This is a genomic window from Actinomycetota bacterium (assembly GCA_035765775.1).
Classification (GTDB): Bacteria; Actinomycetota; CADDZG01; order JAHWKV01; family JAOPZY01; genus DASTWV01.
Window position 1 is genome coordinate 15,259 of the sequence record DASTWV010000031.1, and the last position, 14,717, is coordinate 29,975.

A 14,717-nucleotide genomic window follows, 5' to 3' on the forward strand; every position below is an offset into this window, starting at 1 on the left:
CCGGGCTCAGCAGGGGGCCACGTGGATGCCCTGGTCAAGGCGGCGCAGGTCGTCCGCGTCACTCGTGACCGCCACGCCCTGGACAAGCCGCGTCACGAGAACGACCGAGGCATCGATGACGTCCGCGGTGCCCGCGGCAGCACAGAGCTGCCCAGCCGCCCGGGCGGCAGTCCCGTCCAAGGCGTGCAGGACGACGCCGTCCGCGGCCGCCAGCCTGACCAGCCGCACCTGTCGGGCCGGGTTTCGCCAGACCTGGGCCAGCGCGCCCGCAGGTATATGGACCTCGCCGGCTAGTTCGAGCAGCCTGATCATGCGACGATCTCCCCTGTCGACCGCGATCAGGCCGCCCGCATCGAGGACTACAGGCCGAGGACGGTTCTCGCCCATGCTGTCTCGTCGTCGGTGGGCGGGCCCAGGTCGGCACGGATGTCGGCAAGGACCGAGGCCAGGGACTCGCGCCGGGCCCGATCCGCCATGGCAGCCGCCACCCAGGCGCTCAGCGACGGTGCCCGGCCCTCGGCCACGGCGGCCTCTGCTGCCTTTACGATCGTCTCGTCCACCGAAACGGTCACCCGAGTTCGCATACGTTCAGCATACTCAGGCGACAAATTGTATGCGGAATGGCGGAGGGAGGAGTACATGGGCATCACCTTCCCGGGCGAGTCTGACGACGACCGGGCGGCCCGGAAGCGGTTGCTGGCGGCCGAGTTCGACCTGCGCCGGGCGACGGAACGGGTGGCCGAGCTGCGCCGGGCCCTGCCGCCGGGCGGCACCATCCCGGAGGACTTCCTCTTCGACGGCGCCTATCCCGGCCAGGCGCCCGCCCCCGTCGCCATGTCGGAACTCTTCGAGGGCGGCAAGCCTTCGCTGGTCATCTACAGCTTCATGTTCCCCCGCGACCCCGGGGATCGAAGACCCGGGCCTGCTCGAGGAAAGACCGCGCTCCTGCCGCTGATCGCGGGTCCCTGCCCGTCCTGCGTGGCGTTGATCGACCAGCTCGAGGGGGCGGCCGAGCACGCCGCCCCGCTCATCAACCTGGCGATTGCCGTCCGGGCTCCCCTGCCGCTCGTGCTGGAGTTCGCCGAGGTCCGGGGATGGCGCAGGATCCGGTTGCTGTCTACGGCAGGCAACACCTACAGCGCCGACTACCACGCCGTCACGCCCGAGGGCCGCCCGGTGCCGATGCTCAATGTCTTCACCCGGGACGGGGACGCGGTCCGGCACTTCTGGGGATCGGAGCTCTTCTACGAACCGGCGGAGCCAGGCCAGGACCCGCGCCACGTCGGGACGCTTGAACCGTTCTGGAACCTGCTCGACCTCACCCCGGAAGGTCGCCGACCAGACTGGGGTGAGCTCCTGGCCTACGGGCCGGAGGGTTGACTCTGGCCATCCGGCGGGTGGACACCTGCGGGTGACCCTCGGCTCGGCCACCCTCTACCCGGCGGTCCCTGATCTTCGAAAAGGCCCCGCCGCACAGATGATATGGGCCGGCGCCAGCCGCCTGTACCTCTGGATCATCCGACAAGCCCTCGCCCGGGGAATAGGGGTCCAGCTGCAAGGCTGCTACCGCCAAACCCTGCGCGGCCGGGAACGGAGCTTGGCTATTTCCCTCGGACGGGTGAGGGAAATGTCGCATCGGACCGCAAAGCTCGCTGTCTCTGGCAGACTTGGACCATGAGCCCGGCCGGGGAGTCCCCCGCACTCGCCCAGTTGCAATGGGTCATCGGCTTCCACGACTGGGCCCGCCCGCGCATCACCACCGCCGCCCGGGCCCTGAGCGATGAGGCGCTCCGGCGTCCGGGCGCGATCCCAGACGGCAACGAGGACGGGTCGCTGGCGGCCGCCATTGCCCATGTCCTGGGCGCCGAGACGGTCTGGTTCCGTCGCTGGCAGGGCGATGCCTTCGCTCCCCTCCCGGGCGCTGCCGACTACCCCACGATGGACGACGTGCGGGAGCACTGGGAGCAACTCGAACAGCGCCGCCGGGCATGGCTTGACCACCTGACCGAGGCCGACATAGCCCGGGAGGTGACCTACCGCAGCGCCACCCGGGACGTCGTGGAGCGGTTCCCCCTTTGGCAGACGATCCTGCACCTGTCGAACCACACCTCCCACCACCGGGGCGAGGTGGCGGCCGCCCTGAGCGGCCTCGGCTCGCCGCCCGAGAGCGTCGACGTCATCGACTACATGCGGTCCCTGACGCCGTAGGGGTGCCAGCACCCCCTCGCAATTCGGGGGGATAGCACCATTGTTGCGGCACAGGTCCGGCTGAAATGCTCGTTCCAGCACCGCCCCCCCGGCCGGTGGGCGGCCGGCGGAGAACCGGTGCGGGAAAGGAGCACACGATGGCGACGGCACAGCAGCAGGGCGGTCTGGCCCCCGCGGCACTCCCCTCGGTCCATACCCCGAACCTGTACACCCTCCAGGGCGGGACCCTCCACGTCATGTACGCCACGACGGGGATCGACGGGAAGCCCCACTTCTCGTACCAGAACGGCACCCACACGCTGACCTTCTCGGGCAGCGAGATCCGCACCGTGGACACCGAGATCGGCACCCTGGTCACCGTGAGCATCCAGATGACCGTCGATTCCGGCAACACGGTGTTCAGTGTGCTGATCCCGGCCGTCAACCTCGGCTCGTCCGAGCAGGTGCCGATCCACACCGAAGGCATCACGACGGTCCACCGGTTCTCGATCGTGCCGATCTTCAACCACGGCCAGACCGAGCTCTACTCCGTGACCCCGTTGAGCGGCGAGGCCCGCTTCGTGCTCAGCTGACCCCGAAGCCGCCGAGCCCGAGCCATCGAGCTCGCCGCGGGAGTAGAAACGTGTGGAAATCGCCGCCAATATGGCGGCCGGATCCACAAGTTTGTTCCGGCATGTATTTAGTTCGCCGCCGAGTGCGCCCAGGTCCGGCCCGGCATGAAGGTGGCGGTGGTGGGCGACGGCGCCGTGGCGCTGCTGGGTGTGCTTTCGGCGGCACGCCGGGGGGCGGCTCGGATCATCGCCATGAGCCGGCACGCCCCCCGCCAGTCCCTGGCCCGCGAGTTCGGGGCCACCGACATCGTCGCCGAGCGGGCCGACGAGGGCGCCGCCCGGATCAAGGAGTTGACGTCGGGGGTGGGGGCCGACGCCACGCTGGAGTGCGTCGGCACCGGCGAGTCGATGGTGCAGGCGCTGCACTCCACCCGCCCCGGGGGCTTTGTAGGCGTGGTCGGCGTCCCGCACGGCGTCAGCATCCCGGGTGCGGACCCCTTCTCCGCCCACGTGGGTATCCGCGGCGGCCCGGCGCCCGCCCGGCGCTTCCTGCCCCAGCTCATCGACCTCGTGTTGGGCGCCAAGATCGTCCCGGGGAAGGTGTTCGACCTGTTCCTGCCTCTGGAACAGGTCGACGAGGGCTACCGGGCGATGGACGAGCGCCGGGCCATCAAGGCCCTACTGTGGCCGTGTGAGGCGCGGAACATCGGGCTGTTGAGCAGGGGCGACGCCAGCTTCGACTCCGGGCGAAGGCAGTGAAGAGCCGGTCGGACAGCCCGGCGCCGTGGTCGAGGTACATGAGCTACTGGCCCGCCTCGCCGCGCGGGTGCCCGGGCTCCTCTTCGCCCGCCGGCCCGGAGACGCCCATCCAGTAGGTGATCTCGACCTCGCCCTTGCCCGGGTCGATGAAGCTCGCCGCCCCCAGCGCCTCCTTGTGCCAGGCCAGATCGGCGCAGGTCTGCTCGCACCGGGGGCAGCACCGGCAGCCCCCGGGCTCGAGGTCGATCGGGCAGCGGTGCCTGTCCGCCGCCCTGGCCGCACCGCAGTGCGGGCAGGGATCCCCCAGCTCCTGAGTACCCAAACACCCATGGTATGGGCTCGGCGGAGCGCTGGGTAATCTGGCCCCTGAAGGGGACCTGTGAGGAGCGGCATGCGGACCGGGAACCACCAGGCGCGCAGCACGGCGGCCACGCTCGCCCTGGTGTTCTGGCTGGGAGCCACAGCCGCCGCGCTCCTCGCCTTCCCGCTCGTGACCCCCACTCCGGCCGCCCAGGCCGACACCGGCGGGTACCCGGCTGCGTCGATGCCCTGCGAGTGGTCCCCGCAGGCTACGAGCGGCCCGGCCGGCACCGAGTGGTGTGACGACTTCGACTGGGGACCCATCCCCTCCACGCTGGTCGCCGGCCAGGAGACCGTGGACGAGCCCAGCACCATCTCGCCCCGGGGCTTCGGGTACCGCAACTGCACCGACTACGTCGCGTACGTGCTGGGCTTCACCGCATCCCTGGTGCACGGCAATGCCGCCCAGTGGAAGGCCCAGGTCGCCCCGGCGGACATCACCCGCTACCCGACCGTCGGGGCGGTGGCCTGGTGGGGGACCGAGGTGGACGCGGGCTTGGGCCACGTCGGTGTGGTGCTGGCGGTCCAGGGCAACGGGGCGGCGGTCATCGGCGAGTACAACGCCCGCCTCGACGGCACCTACGACACCCGGGTGCTCTCGCCCCGGGCGGTCGACGCCTTCCTGCACATAAGGGACCAGGGAGCGCCGCACGGGTTCCCCTTCCACCCCCCGGCTCCCTCGCCGAGACCTGCTCCCCCGCCACCGCCTCCCCCGCCCCCGTCGCCGTCGCCCAGCCCCGCGCCGCCGCCAGGCCCCAGGTTGGACGCCCTGGCAGCCGGTCTTGCCCGGCACGCCCAGTCCTATGTGGCATTCAGCACGCCGCCGTCCCTCCAGCCCGGGTCGGAAGACCTCGTCTCCGCCCGCATCGGGCAGACCGGCGCACTGGCGGCGGCACTGGCCTCCGAGGCCGTGCCCACCGGGACAGCCGGGCCCACCGGGTCCACCGGCCTCACCGGGACAGCGACCCTCCCTACCGGCACCGCCCTCGTGGCCACCCTGCAGGGCCGGGGATTCGCCGTCCAGGCGACCACACCGGGCTCGCAGGCGATCGGAGCGGACGCGGTCTGGCAGTGGCACGTGCGGCCGACCGGCGGCCGGCGCCACAGCCTCACGCTCTGCCTGTCGGTGGTGCTGCCGTCGGCGGCCACGGCCCCGGCGTGCCCCCTGACCCGGACGGTGCAGGTGAGCGCACTGGCCCCCCTCCCGGCGTGGGCCTGGGCGGCCGCCGTCCTCGCTGGGCTGGGCGCCGCCGGGGGTGGCCTGGCGTTCAGGATCCGGCGGTCTCGTAGCGCAGCAGGACAACACCGCTGGTGAAGGTGCGGGACTCCACCAGCCGCAGGGGCAGCGGGCCTTCGGTTGGGGGCAGCATGCGCGTGCCGGCCCCGAGGATGGCCGGGTGCACGTAGATCCGGAACTCGTCGATCAGCCCGAGGCGCAGGAAGGTACCTGCTAGGTCAGCCCCGCCGGTCAGGAGGTCGCTGCCCGCCTCCGCCTTGAGGGCGAGCACCTCCTCGGCCACCACCTCGGGGACAAGCGTCGCGTTCCACGCCGCATCGGTGAGCGTCCGCGAGTACACGATCTTGGGCGTCTCCCGCCAGATGCCGGCGAACTCGACCATGGCCGGAGGGTTGGCCGGGTCCTGGTCGGCGGTGGGCCAGAACCCCGCCATCATCTCGTGCATCACCCGGCCCTCCAGCATGGCTCCCGAGGATGCCACCACGTGGTTGAACTCCCGGTGGAGCTCCTCGTCGACCAGCTGCCAGTCCAGCTCACCGTTCGGGCCCGCGATGAAGCCGTCGAGCGAGACCGACATCATCCACACCAGCCGACGCATTCCGCGCCCTACGGTAGTGGCTGGGCCCCCTCAGCTCCACTCGGCGCCGGCGACCTGGCGCACGGCCACGTTCAGCCGGTTCCACACGTTGATCTGGGCGATCTGCAGGAGCAGGGCAGCCAGCTGCTGCTGGTCGTAATGCCGGGCGGCCTCGTCCCATACCGCGTCGGGCACGGGGTCCATGCTGTCCGCCAGGCGGGTGACTGCCTCGGTCAGGGCGAGGGCGGCCCGCTCGGCGTCGTCGAACCAGGGCGCCTCGCGCCAGGCGGCAACAGCCCACAGGCGCTGGTCGGTCTCGCCCGCTTTCTTCGCCAGCTTCGGGTGCATGGCGACGCACACGCTGCACCCGTTGATCTGGCTGGCCCGGAGGTTGACGAGCTCCCGGGTCTTGACGGGCAGGCCGGCTCCGTCGATCACCTTGTTCACCGCGTGCAGGGCGGGCAGGGCCTCGGGCAGGACGGACACCGGGTTGGGCATGCGGGCAGCGTTCATGACGACCTCCTTCTGGTTGGGCCACTGGACTGCCTGTCACAGCGGCGAGATCCACTCCGTCATCTGGTAAGACGGACGGCAAGGAGGCGAATGTGACTGAGGCGGACTGGCTGGCCGAGCGCTTCGAGGAGCACCGCACCCACCTGCGCCAGGTGGCCTACCGCATGCTCGGGTCCTTTAGTGAGGCGGACGACGCCGTGCAGGAAGCCTGGCTGCGCCTGAGCAGATCGGGGGCGGACGGGGTCGACAACCTCGGGGGCTGGCTGACCACGGTGGTCTCCCGGGTCTGCCTCGACCAGCTGCGCGCCCGGAAGACCCGGCGCGAAGAACCCTTCGGCATGCAGCTGCCGCAGGAGCCGACGGCGGACGAGGACCCGGAGGACGAGGTGGTCCTGGCGGACTCGCTCGGGGTGGCCCTCCTCGTGGTCCTGGAAACCCTGTCGCCCGCCGAGCGGGTGGCCTTCGTCCTGCACGACCTCTTCGACCTGCCCTTCGACGAGATTGCCGGCATCGTGGGCCGCTCCCCCGCCGCCGCCCGCCAGCTGGCCAGCCGGGCCCGGCGCCAGGTCCAGACCGGATCTGCCGCCGAGGACACCGATCTGCGCCCCAACCGGGCCGTGGTGGAGGCGTTCCTCGCCGCCGCCCGGGGCGGCTCGCTCGACGCCCTCATGGCCATGCTCGACCCGGACGCCGTGGTGTTCGCCGACGACGCCTCGGTGCGCATGGGTTCAGCCGCCGAGGTGCGGGGCGCCGAGGCGGTGGCGGTCAGGTTCGCTGGTGGGGCCAAGGTCTGCCGGATGGCACTCATCGACGGTGCGCCCGGATGGGTGTGGATGGCCGGCAAGACGCCCCGGGTGGTGTTCCAGTTCACCGTGGAGGCGGGCCTGGTACGCCAGATCGACCTCGTGGCCGATCCCGAGAGCATCGGGGCCATGGACCTGGCCCTCCTGGCGCGCTGACCTGGGCAGCGCGCCCGCCGGGGGGGTGTGGACGCGGGCTGGGCCATAGTTGCACGAGTCGTACAGCCAGTGGCTGTACCACGCCGCCAACAATGCTCGGGGGGACCCATGCCGGAGCACGTCCCGGCGAGGCCCGCATAATGGCGGGCGTGAAACGGGTCCTGGCGGCTGCGGTGGCGACGGCCGCCCTCCTGGCCGGGTGCTCCTCAGGCCGCGGCGCCGCCCCCACCGTCTCCCCCGCCGAGGTCACGGCGGACTGGCAGAACACCACCCTGCCGGGCGCCGTGTGCGGGCTGCCGGGGCCCATCGCGCTCCACCAGGGCACCGCGGTCATCCAGTCCAACGCCTTCCCCGGCAGCCCCCAGGTCCATGTGAGCGTGGGGAGCCAGACCGTCTACGGGCCGCTGGAAGGCACCGGGACCAACGCTGCCGGGGTGTCGGTCTCGTGCTCCAATGGCGGCGGCACCGCCGACGCCGTCCTGGCCAACGGCTGGGCGATCTTCAGCGTGCACGGAGACCATGCCCACTCCCTGGGAGTGATCACGCCCCAGCACCCGCCGGCGCAGGGCCTCCCAATGCCCTACGTCAGCCAGATCGACATCTCGCCCGGCAAGATCACCGCCCAGGAAGCCTGGTTCCAGGCAAGTGACCACACCTGCTGCCCATCGGGGATTTCGACGGTGGTCTGGCGGTACGCCGGGGGAAAGTTAACGACCCCCTAAACCTTTGCAGCCAGGGCGGCGTGTTCTCCGGTATGAAGGCCACCGGACTCGCCGAGGAGCAGGCAACCAGCATGGATGAGGGCGCCCCGTCAAGCCCGGACTGCCCGGACTGCCCTGACTTCCCCGCCTTCTGCGCCGCCCACTACGCCGACCTGGTGGCCACGCTCTCCTTCGTCCTGCACGACCGCTGGCAGGCCGAGGACGTGGCCCAGGAAGCCCTCGCCCGGGCCTGGGCCCGGTGGCGGCGGGTGGGCGGCCTGGAGCGGCCCGACCTGTGGCTGCGCCGGGTGGCCATCAACCTGGCGATCTCAACCCTCCGTCGCCGCCGGGTCGCCGCCCGCTACACCCGGAGCCTCTCGGACGGGGCAGCGCCCGGGCCGGACCGCGACCCGGACGACACCGTCGCCCAGGCACTGGCCTCGCTCAGCCCCCGCCGGCGCACCGCGGTGGTCCTGCGGTACTTCGCCGACCTCTCCGTCGCCGACACCGCCGTGGCGATGGGCTGCAAGGAGGGCACGGTCAAGGCCCTGACGTCGCAGGCGATTGCCGCCCTGCGCCACACCATCAACCTCGACGAGGAGGCATGACGTGAGCATGGATCCCCGCAGGCGCTTCCGGGAGCGGGCGCAGGGTGTCGGCCCGGCCCCCCTGGGCGACATCGTGTCGCGTGGCACCCGTCTGCGCCGCCGGCGCTTGACGGCGGCGGCCTCTACGGTGGCCCTGGTCCTGGTGGCGGCCTCGGTGGTGGGCTACCAGGCCCTCCAGCCCGCGCCGAAGGTGAAGCTGCACGTAGTCGGTCCTCCGTCCACCGCTCCAGTCACACCCTCTCCGGCGCTGTCCCCCACAGCGATGGCCTCACCCCAGGCCGGGCTGCCGGTAGTGGGTGTCACCGGCCTGGCAATTGAAGACCAGTCATGGGTGAGCGACGCCGAGGGGTGGCTCCTGGGCACTGCCACCTGCACCGGGTCGCCCTGCACGGTGATCCTGCACACGGGCGACGGTGGCCAGACCTGGGACAGAGCGTCGGCCCCGGACGGGGGTTCGGTCGCCCACGTGCGCTTTGCCAGCCTCCAGATCGGCTACGCCTACGGCAGTAGTGACGGCGCCACCTCGCCCCTCTACATGACAACCGACGGCGCCACGACCTGGGAGCAGCAATCAGGTGCGGGCAACGTGGAGGATCTTGACGTCAGCCAGGGCACGGTTGTGGCCATCACCTACCACCACAGCGGTTGCCCCTTAACCTGCGACCCCATGCTGGAGAGCGCTGCGGCCGGCAGCGCTGCATGGCGCACGCTGCCCGCGCCGGCAATATCGCAGGGGTTCGGGGAGAGCGTCCTCGTCCAGGGCTCCGACATCTACTTCCTCAGCTACGGCCACCCGGCCGGCGGTACTTCGAACGCCCAGACCCGCATTGACCGGTCAATGGATGGCGGCGCACATTGGGTCTCGGGTGGCGATCCTTGTAGCGCCCCACCCCGAGGAGCAGACACCGGACAGGTCGAGTGGGACGCGGGCTCGCCCGCGACGGGTCCCGGAGGCTTTGTAGCGCTTATTTGTACTCAGCGGGGGGCGCAGAATGCATTCCTCTTGCAATCCACGGATGCCGGGTCCACATGGACGAGGCTTGGGCAGACGCCGAACGCAGGAAGGCTAACTGTCGGATCCGCAAGGAACTTCGCCGCCTTCACGACGACCGGGGTAGTCGTATCCCACGACGGCGGAACCACCTGGCGCACGACCCTGCAGGGAAACAGGCTGTCGGCCGCGTCCCTCAGCTTCGAGGACGCCACCACGCTCCGTGCCTCGTTCGGCGGCGCCACCATCTACACATCCGTTGACGCCGGGGAGACCTGGACCGCTTCCCAGCCAGCCGGCTAGGACGCCGTGGCAGTTTCCCCAGGGCCGAGCCCGGACTTCAGCTCCTCCTCGACCTTCTCCAGCTCCTCGGTCTCCTGCTTCAGTTCCTCGATGCTGGCGTGCTCCGCTGGGCCTGGGGTCGCTACCGCCGCGACTCCTCATCAGCCATCGTGTGCCTCCTTCAGCGAACGGTGTCGGGCGCGCAAAACCGACGGCCGGGCAAACGTCCGACCGCCGGCTGAAACGGAATCCAGGCGAGGTGGCTTAGCCGCGGGCCAGGGAGGGGATGAAGCCGCCGACCAGCCCGAGCACGAAGTCGACGAGCTGGGAAAGCATGCCCGTGATCGTCGGGATGAGGTCGCCGCCGAGGAAGTTGCCGATGAAGCCCTGGATCATCTCGATGATGCCTGACATCGATCGCCCCCAATCTCATGCCTCGGGGCTCCCGGGGAGCCCGTGGGTAGTCTGGTCGCCTGTCCAAAGCTTGTCAGGTGCAAAGACAAGAGTCAAGAGCAACAAATAACTCCGTAGATCTACGGAGTTTTTACACTCTCAGATGAAGGCGCTGTAGCCGGTGATGTCCCGACCGACGATGAGCGTTTGGATGGTCTCGGTGCCCTCGTAGGTGTGCAGCACCTCGATGTCGGACATGTGGCGGATCACGTGGTTCTCGAGCAGGATCCCGTTGCCCCCCAGCAGATCGCGGGCCTCGGCGATGACCTTCCGGGCGGTGCGGGTGTTGTTCAGCTTGGCGAGGCCGGCGATGGAGTCGGTGAGCCGCCCGGCCTCGGTCAGGCGGGCGATCTGCATGCAGTACAGCTGCATGCCGGTTACCTCGGCAAGCATGGTGACCAACCGCTCCTGGATGATCTGGAAACTGGCCAGCGGCTTGCCGAACTGGATGCGCTGCTTGGCGTAGGTCAATGCCGTGTCGTAGGCCGCCACCGCGTGGCCGAGTGCCGCCCAGGCACAGCCGGCCCGGGTGGTCACCAGCACCCGGCCGGTGTCCTTGAAGCTGTTGGCGCCCGGCAGGCGGTTGGTGTCCGGCACCCGGACGTCCTCCAGGACGATGTCGGCCTGCCACACCGCCCGTGCGGCCCCCTTGCCGGTGATCACGCTGGCCTGGTAGCCGGGCGTGTCGGTCTCCACCAGGAACCCCTTGACCTTGCCGTCCTCCATCGAGCGTGCCCACACCACCACCACCTGGGCGATGGTGGCGTTGCCGATCCAACGCTTCGCCCCGTTGATCACCCAATGGTCGCCGTCCCGGCGGGCCTCGGTCTCGAGGGCGACCGAATCGGACCCGTGCTTGGGCTCGGTGAGGGCGAAGGCGCCGATGGTGTCCAGGGTGGCCATCGACGGCAGCCAGCGCTCCTTCTGCTCGGGCGAGCCCAGCATGTCGATGCTTTTCATCGCCAGCCCGGACTGCACGCCGAGGAAGGTGGCGAGGCTCCCATCCCCCCGGTGCAGTTCCATGTGGACGAGGCCGCTGGCAAGGGCACTCATGCCCGGGCAGCCGTAGCCGACGATGTCGTCGCCCACGATCCCGAGCTCGGGGAGGCGGCGAGCCAGCGGCCAGGGGAACTCGGCCCGCTCCCAGTACTCGTTGATGGTGGGCAGCACCTCGCGGTCGACGAAGCGGCGGGTGCTGATGAAGCGGTCCCACTGCTCATCGGTGAACTGGTCGCGCACGAGGAAGTAGTCGGTGGCCAGGGCCTCGCCCAGGTGCTCGTACGGCATGGCGGATGTCGTCACTTACGCGTCCTCCCTGTCCTCTGCGGGCCCGACACCGGGCCCGGCAACGATGTCGACGGTGCGATCCAGGCCCTCGGCCAGCAGGTCGGTCCGCTGGGCGGCGGAGAAGATCTCCAGCCCGGGGTCGGTGCCGGGCCGCGCCCGGACCTCGATGCGCAGCGTTCCCTCTCCCGCCTCCACCGCTACCCCGGTCACGCGCTGGTTGTGGGTCCGGTCCAGCCCGATGGCCACCCGCAGCAGCCCGGCGCAGCACCGCACCAGGCGCTGGTCACCCTTCGAGAGCGACGCGAACTCGGGGTGCGTCGGGCGCGGGAGGCCCTTGCGGTGGTAGCGCGCGATCTGGGCGATGAGCTCGATCTCCCGGTCGGTGAAGCCGGTCAGGTGGTCCGAGTTCCGGATGAGGTAGTAGGTATGGCGATGATGCGCCGCATGCGACACGAACAGGCCAATGTTGCACAGCAGCGCAGCGGCCTCCAGGTACTCCCGGGCGTCGTCGCCCAGCCGGTGGAGCGGCTCGGTCTGGTCGAACAGGTCCAGGGCGAGGTAGGCGACGTGGGCGGAGTGTTCCCGGTCCTCATCCATGATCTCGGAGAGCGCCGTGACGCTGCGCCGTCGGAGGTCGGAGAGGTGGTGCAGCGAACCCCCGTGCGCCCGCCGCCAGGCGTCGAGCAGCACGCCCTCCCGCAGGGCATAGTCCGAGAAGCGCATCTCCCGGAGGCCAAACTCCTCAAAGACCTGCTCCAGGATGAGGGCTCCGGCGAGGATGATGTCCGCCCGGCGGGGGTCCATCCCGGACAGCTTCGCCCTGGCCTCCACGGTGGGCGCCTTGACCAGGGCCTTCACCACGGCATCGAGGTCGCCCCGCCCGAGCGTGAAGCTGTTCCAGGTCTTGGGCACCGTCTCGTCGTGGCGGGCCGACGCCATGGCGCACACCGCCCCGATGCTCCCGGAGGAGCCGACGGCGACATCGAAGCCGTACCGCTCCACCTCGCGGCGGAACGACGACAGCGTGGAGCGCACGAACCGGCGGCAGGAGTCCACTGCTGCCGAGGTCGCCCGCTCGGCGCTGAAGAACCGCTGGGTAAGCCGGATGGCTCCGAGCTTCATGCTCCGGGCGGCCAGGCTCTCCCCCTGGTACCCCAGAAGCAGCTCGGTAGACCCGCCGCCGATGTCACACAGCAGCAGGCGCTGGTCGAAGACGGGGACCGCCTGCAGGACGCCGAGATGGATGAGCCGGGCCTCCTCGGTGCCCGAGACGACCTCGACGAGGACCCCCGCCTCGGAGAGCGCCCGGGACAGGAACTCCGCCCGGTTGCGGGCCTCCCGGACTGCCGACGTGGCCACCGCCACGACCCGGGCGCCGTGCATCTCGGCCACCTCGCGGAAGCGGGCGAGAACGGCGATGGCCCGGTCGATCGCTCCCGCCTCCAGGTGGGTCATGTCACCCGCCCCGGAACCGAGGCGCACCATCTCCTTCTCCCGCTCGATGACCTCGAAGGCGCGCTGACCCAGCAGGCGGGCGATCACCAGGTGCAGGGAGTTGGTGCCAATGTCGATAGCGGCCACGACGTCGGCGGGAACCGGCGTGGGGGCCACTGCGGGGAGCTCGTCGCCCGGGGCGGGCTCAAGCAGCATCTCGTGCGCGCACATGCGAGGGATTCTCCCCTACCGCGCCCGCTCCCATCTGACTACCATTCGGCTCGATGCCCGAGGACGACGAGCCGGAGCCCCGGTTCATGCCGACGCCGATCGGCCGCAACGGCAGCTCGCCCGAGCAGCCCGAGGATGCTCCGCCGGTGCGGCGGCGCAGTCCCCTCATCACCTTCTTCCTCCTGCTCACTGCGGCAGCCGTGGTGGCCCCCTTCATCGCCGTCGGCGTCGCATGGGTCACGCACGCCGGGCCGTTCTCCCACACGATCTTCCCCGTCACCCTGCACAACGACGGGAGTGCGCCCGTGGTGATACGGGCCTGTGGGGCGAACTGCGCCAAGGGCGATCAGGCGATCACCCTGCAGCCGGGGGCGGGGGTCCAGGTGGGCGCCACCAACAACGGCACCATCAGCCGCTACTACGTGCACGACGTCACGGGGACGGTCCTGGGCTGCCTGCCGCTGGTCTACCACCAGACCTACCGGGGCCTGACCGTCGAGACCAGTGCGGCCGAGAACTGCCCGGGGAACCCGCTCCCGGTTCCGGGGGTCAGCCCGACCACCAACCCCAACATCGAGGGGCCGTAAGGTGATGCGTGGCGCCGGACCGAGAGGGACTCAGCTGCCGTAGCGGTGGCGGGGGGCGGTCCGCACCCGGGGGGGCCGCCGGGGAACCTTCTCCGGGGTGGGGGCGGGCTGCGGCTTCTCAGCCCGCAGCTTCTCCTTCTTCACCTTCTCGGGCTTTACCGTTTCCGGGCGCACCGTTTCCGGGCGCACCTTCTCCGGCTTCAGCTTCTCCAGCTTGGCCTTCGGCGCACGGGCCTTCTCCGGCTTGATCTTCTCGGGCTTTGCCTTGTCGGGGCGGACCTTCGCCGGCTTGCCGCCCGTCTCGGCGTGCCCGGGTGCGGCGTCCTCCCGGCCGAAGTGGCGGGCGAACCAGCCTCTGGGCTTGACCTGTTGGACGGGTACCGCCGGGACCCGTGGGGCCTCCCGGGGCGGAGCCTGGCCGGCAGCCGGCAGGGCCGCCACCTGGTTTCCCGAGGGGATGGCCGGCCAGGCGACGTCGGGTGCTCCCGGGCGGCCCGCCTCCACGGCGGCAGCCGCGGCGACCTGCTGCACCCAGGTGAACGGCTGCGCCTCCAGCGCGGGCGGAGGCGCCGTCGCCGGGGCGCGGCCGGCACCGGCGGCCGCAAGGGCGGGAACAAGGCCGGGAACAAGGCCGGGAAGAAGGGGCGGAACCAGTACCGGGAGGGGCACACGCGCGGGGGCCGGAGCATGCTTGTCCTTGCGCTTGCTTCCCCAGTGGTGCGCCACCGCCTTGGCCGGCCACTCGTGGACGATGTCGACGGCGGGCACGAGGGCCACGCACCCCTCCAGGATCCGCGCCGAGATGTCGGACCGGGGGTCGGACACCACCACGGGGAGCCCCACATTCAGCGAGCGGGAGACCTCCTTGGAGTAAGGCAGGACGGCGGCGAAGCCCCGGGGGTAGACCCGGAGCAGCTCGTCGAGGTCGATGCCGTTGTCCGGCTCCGCCTTGTTCAGCACGCAGGACACGTCCTCGGCG

18 protein-coding genes and 1 pseudogene are annotated in these 14,717 nt (G+C 70.7%); 10 read left to right on the forward strand and 9 right to left on the reverse strand.

Annotated features, from left to right (window positions below):
• Positions 1-6: 6 nt before the first annotated feature.
• Together VFW71_06440 and VFW71_06445 are read right to left on the reverse strand one after the other, a co-directional pair.
• Positions 7-312, reverse strand: a complete 306-nt coding sequence (locus VFW71_06440; protein HEU5002401.1) for a hypothetical protein — start codon at positions 310-312, stop codon at positions 7-9.
• A 47-nt stretch (positions 313-359) separates the two neighbouring features.
• Positions 360-572, reverse strand: coding sequence for a toxin-antitoxin system antitoxin subunit (locus VFW71_06445; GenBank protein ID HEU5002402.1), 213 nt, complete (start codon positions 570-572; stop codon positions 360-362).
• A gap of 67 nt (positions 573-639) precedes the next feature.
• Between VFW71_06445 and VFW71_06450 the strand changes: the two genes are divergently transcribed.
• From VFW71_06450 to VFW71_06465, 4 genes and pseudogenes are all read left to right on the forward strand, one after another.
• Complete coding sequence (locus VFW71_06450; GenBank protein HEU5002403.1) at positions 640-1,380, forward strand: DUF899 family protein; 741 nt, start codon at positions 640-642, stop codon at positions 1,378-1,380.
• 294 nt (positions 1,381-1,674) lie between these two features.
• Positions 1,675-2,208, forward strand: coding sequence for a DinB family protein (locus VFW71_06455; GenBank protein ID HEU5002404.1), 534 nt, complete (start codon positions 1,675-1,677; stop codon positions 2,206-2,208).
• A gap of 137 nt (positions 2,209-2,345) precedes the next feature.
• Entirely contained in the window at positions 2,346-2,780 is a 435-nt protein-coding gene (locus tag VFW71_06460; protein ID HEU5002405.1) for a hypothetical protein, read from the forward strand.
• 111 nt (positions 2,781-2,891) lie between these two features.
• Positions 2,892-3,449, forward strand: a pseudogene (locus tag VFW71_06465) (zinc-binding dehydrogenase).
• Between the two features lie 112 nt (positions 3,450-3,561).
• Here the strand turns inward: VFW71_06465 and VFW71_06470 are convergent.
• A complete protein-coding gene (locus VFW71_06470) occupies positions 3,562-3,840 on the reverse strand; it encodes a hypothetical protein (protein ID HEU5002406.1) in 279 nt (92 codons plus the stop codon).
• Between the two features lie 69 nt (positions 3,841-3,909).
• Between VFW71_06470 and VFW71_06475 the strand changes: the two genes are divergently transcribed.
• On the forward strand, positions 3,910-5,193 hold the full coding sequence (locus VFW71_06475) for a CHAP domain-containing protein (GenBank protein HEU5002407.1): 1,284 nt from the start codon (positions 3,910-3,912) through the stop codon (positions 5,191-5,193).
• On the opposite strand, the gene VFW71_06480 is transcribed toward VFW71_06475, so the two are convergent.
• Complete coding sequence (locus tag VFW71_06480) at positions 5,147-5,713, reverse strand: dihydrofolate reductase family protein (protein HEU5002408.1); 567 nt, start codon at positions 5,711-5,713, stop codon at positions 5,147-5,149. The genes VFW71_06475 and VFW71_06480 overlap by 47 nt on opposite strands.
• Positions 5,714-5,743: 30 nt before the next feature.
• Positions 5,744-6,205, reverse strand: a complete 462-nt coding sequence (locus VFW71_06485; protein HEU5002409.1) for a carboxymuconolactone decarboxylase family protein — start codon at positions 6,203-6,205, stop codon at positions 5,744-5,746.
• Positions 6,206-6,297: 92 nt separating this feature from the next.
• Between VFW71_06485 and VFW71_06490 the strand changes: the two genes are divergently transcribed.
• The 4 genes from VFW71_06490 to VFW71_06505 all read left to right on the forward strand — a co-directional run bounded on the left by VFW71_06490 (position 6,298) and on the right by VFW71_06505 (position 9,767).
• Positions 6,298-7,164 carry a sigma-70 family RNA polymerase sigma factor gene (locus tag VFW71_06490; protein ID HEU5002410.1) on the forward strand — a complete coding sequence of 289 codons (867 nt, stop codon included), beginning with the start codon at positions 6,298-6,300 and terminating at the stop codon, positions 7,162-7,164.
• 149 nt (positions 7,165-7,313) lie between these two features.
• Positions 7,314-7,886 carry a hypothetical protein gene (locus VFW71_06495; GenBank protein ID HEU5002411.1) on the forward strand — a complete coding sequence of 191 codons (573 nt, stop codon included), beginning with the start codon at positions 7,314-7,316 and terminating at the stop codon, positions 7,884-7,886.
• A gap of 32 nt (positions 7,887-7,918) precedes the next feature.
• Positions 7,919-8,473 (forward strand): SigE family RNA polymerase sigma factor, encoded by a 555-nt coding sequence (locus VFW71_06500; GenBank protein ID HEU5002412.1) that lies wholly within the window; start codon positions 7,919-7,921, stop codon positions 8,471-8,473.
• 1 nt (position 8,474) lies between these two features.
• The gene (locus VFW71_06505) at positions 8,475-9,767 is read left to right on the forward strand and encodes a hypothetical protein (protein ID HEU5002413.1); all 1,293 of its coding nucleotides are present in this window, start codon (positions 8,475-8,477) and stop codon (positions 9,765-9,767) included.
• Between the two features lie 243 nt (positions 9,768-10,010).
• Here VFW71_06505 and VFW71_06510 read toward each other — a convergent pair whose 3' ends face one another.
• The 3 genes from VFW71_06510 to VFW71_06520 form a co-directional block, all read right to left on the reverse strand.
• The gene (locus VFW71_06510) at positions 10,011-10,160 is read right to left on the reverse strand and encodes a hypothetical protein (protein HEU5002414.1); all 150 of its coding nucleotides are present in this window, start codon (positions 10,158-10,160) and stop codon (positions 10,011-10,013) included.
• A gap of 138 nt (positions 10,161-10,298) precedes the next feature.
• Complete coding sequence (locus VFW71_06515) at positions 10,299-11,486, reverse strand: acyl-CoA dehydrogenase family protein (protein ID HEU5002415.1); 1,188 nt, start codon at positions 11,484-11,486, stop codon at positions 10,299-10,301.
• Positions 11,487-11,501: 15 nt separating this feature from the next.
• On the reverse strand, positions 11,502-13,151 hold the full coding sequence (locus tag VFW71_06520) for a Ppx/GppA phosphatase family protein (protein HEU5002416.1): 1,650 nt from the start codon (positions 13,149-13,151) through the stop codon (positions 11,502-11,504).
• A gap of 53 nt (positions 13,152-13,204) precedes the next feature.
• Between VFW71_06520 and VFW71_06525 the strand changes: the two genes are divergently transcribed.
• Positions 13,205-13,738, forward strand: a complete 534-nt coding sequence (locus VFW71_06525; GenBank protein HEU5002417.1) for a hypothetical protein — start codon at positions 13,205-13,207, stop codon at positions 13,736-13,738.
• A 30-nt stretch (positions 13,739-13,768) separates the two neighbouring features.
• On the opposite strand, the gene VFW71_06530 is transcribed toward VFW71_06525, so the two are convergent.
• Positions 13,769-14,717: hypothetical protein (locus VFW71_06530; GenBank protein ID HEU5002418.1), on the reverse strand; the 949-nt coding region annotated here is incomplete at its 5' end.

Coding starts and splice junctions, on each gene's coding strand:
- VFW71_06440 (HEU5002401.1), bottom strand. CDS start 312: ATGATCAGGCTGCTCGAACTAGCCGGCGAGGTCCATATACCTGCGGGC.
- VFW71_06450 (HEU5002403.1), top strand. CDS start 640: ATGGGCATCACCTTCCCGGGCGAGTCTGACGACGACCGGGCGGCCCGG.
- VFW71_06455 (HEU5002404.1), top strand. CDS start 1,675: ATGAGCCCGGCCGGGGAGTCCCCCGCACTCGCCCAGTTGCAATGGGTC.
- VFW71_06460 (HEU5002405.1), top strand. CDS start 2,346: ATGGCGACGGCACAGCAGCAGGGCGGTCTGGCCCCCGCGGCACTCCCC.
- VFW71_06475 (HEU5002407.1), top strand. CDS start 3,910: ATGCGGACCGGGAACCACCAGGCGCGCAGCACGGCGGCCACGCTCGCC.
- VFW71_06480 (HEU5002408.1), bottom strand. CDS start 5,713: ATGCGTCGGCTGGTGTGGATGATGTCGGTCTCGCTCGACGGCTTCATC.
- VFW71_06485 (HEU5002409.1), bottom strand. CDS start 6,205: ATGAACGCTGCCCGCATGCCCAACCCGGTGTCCGTCCTGCCCGAGGCC.
- VFW71_06500 (HEU5002412.1), top strand. CDS start 7,919: ATGAAGGCCACCGGACTCGCCGAGGAGCAGGCAACCAGCATGGATGAG.
- VFW71_06510 (HEU5002414.1), bottom strand. CDS start 10,160: ATGTCAGGCATCATCGAGATGATCCAGGGCTTCATCGGCAACTTCCTC.
- VFW71_06515 (HEU5002415.1), bottom strand. CDS start 11,486: ATGCCGTACGAGCACCTGGGCGAGGCCCTGGCCACCGACTACTTCCTC.
- VFW71_06520 (HEU5002416.1), bottom strand. CDS start 13,151: ATGTGCGCGCACGAGATGCTGCTTGAGCCCGCCCCGGGCGACGAGCTC.
- VFW71_06525 (HEU5002417.1), top strand. CDS start 13,205: ATGCCCGAGGACGACGAGCCGGAGCCCCGGTTCATGCCGACGCCGATC.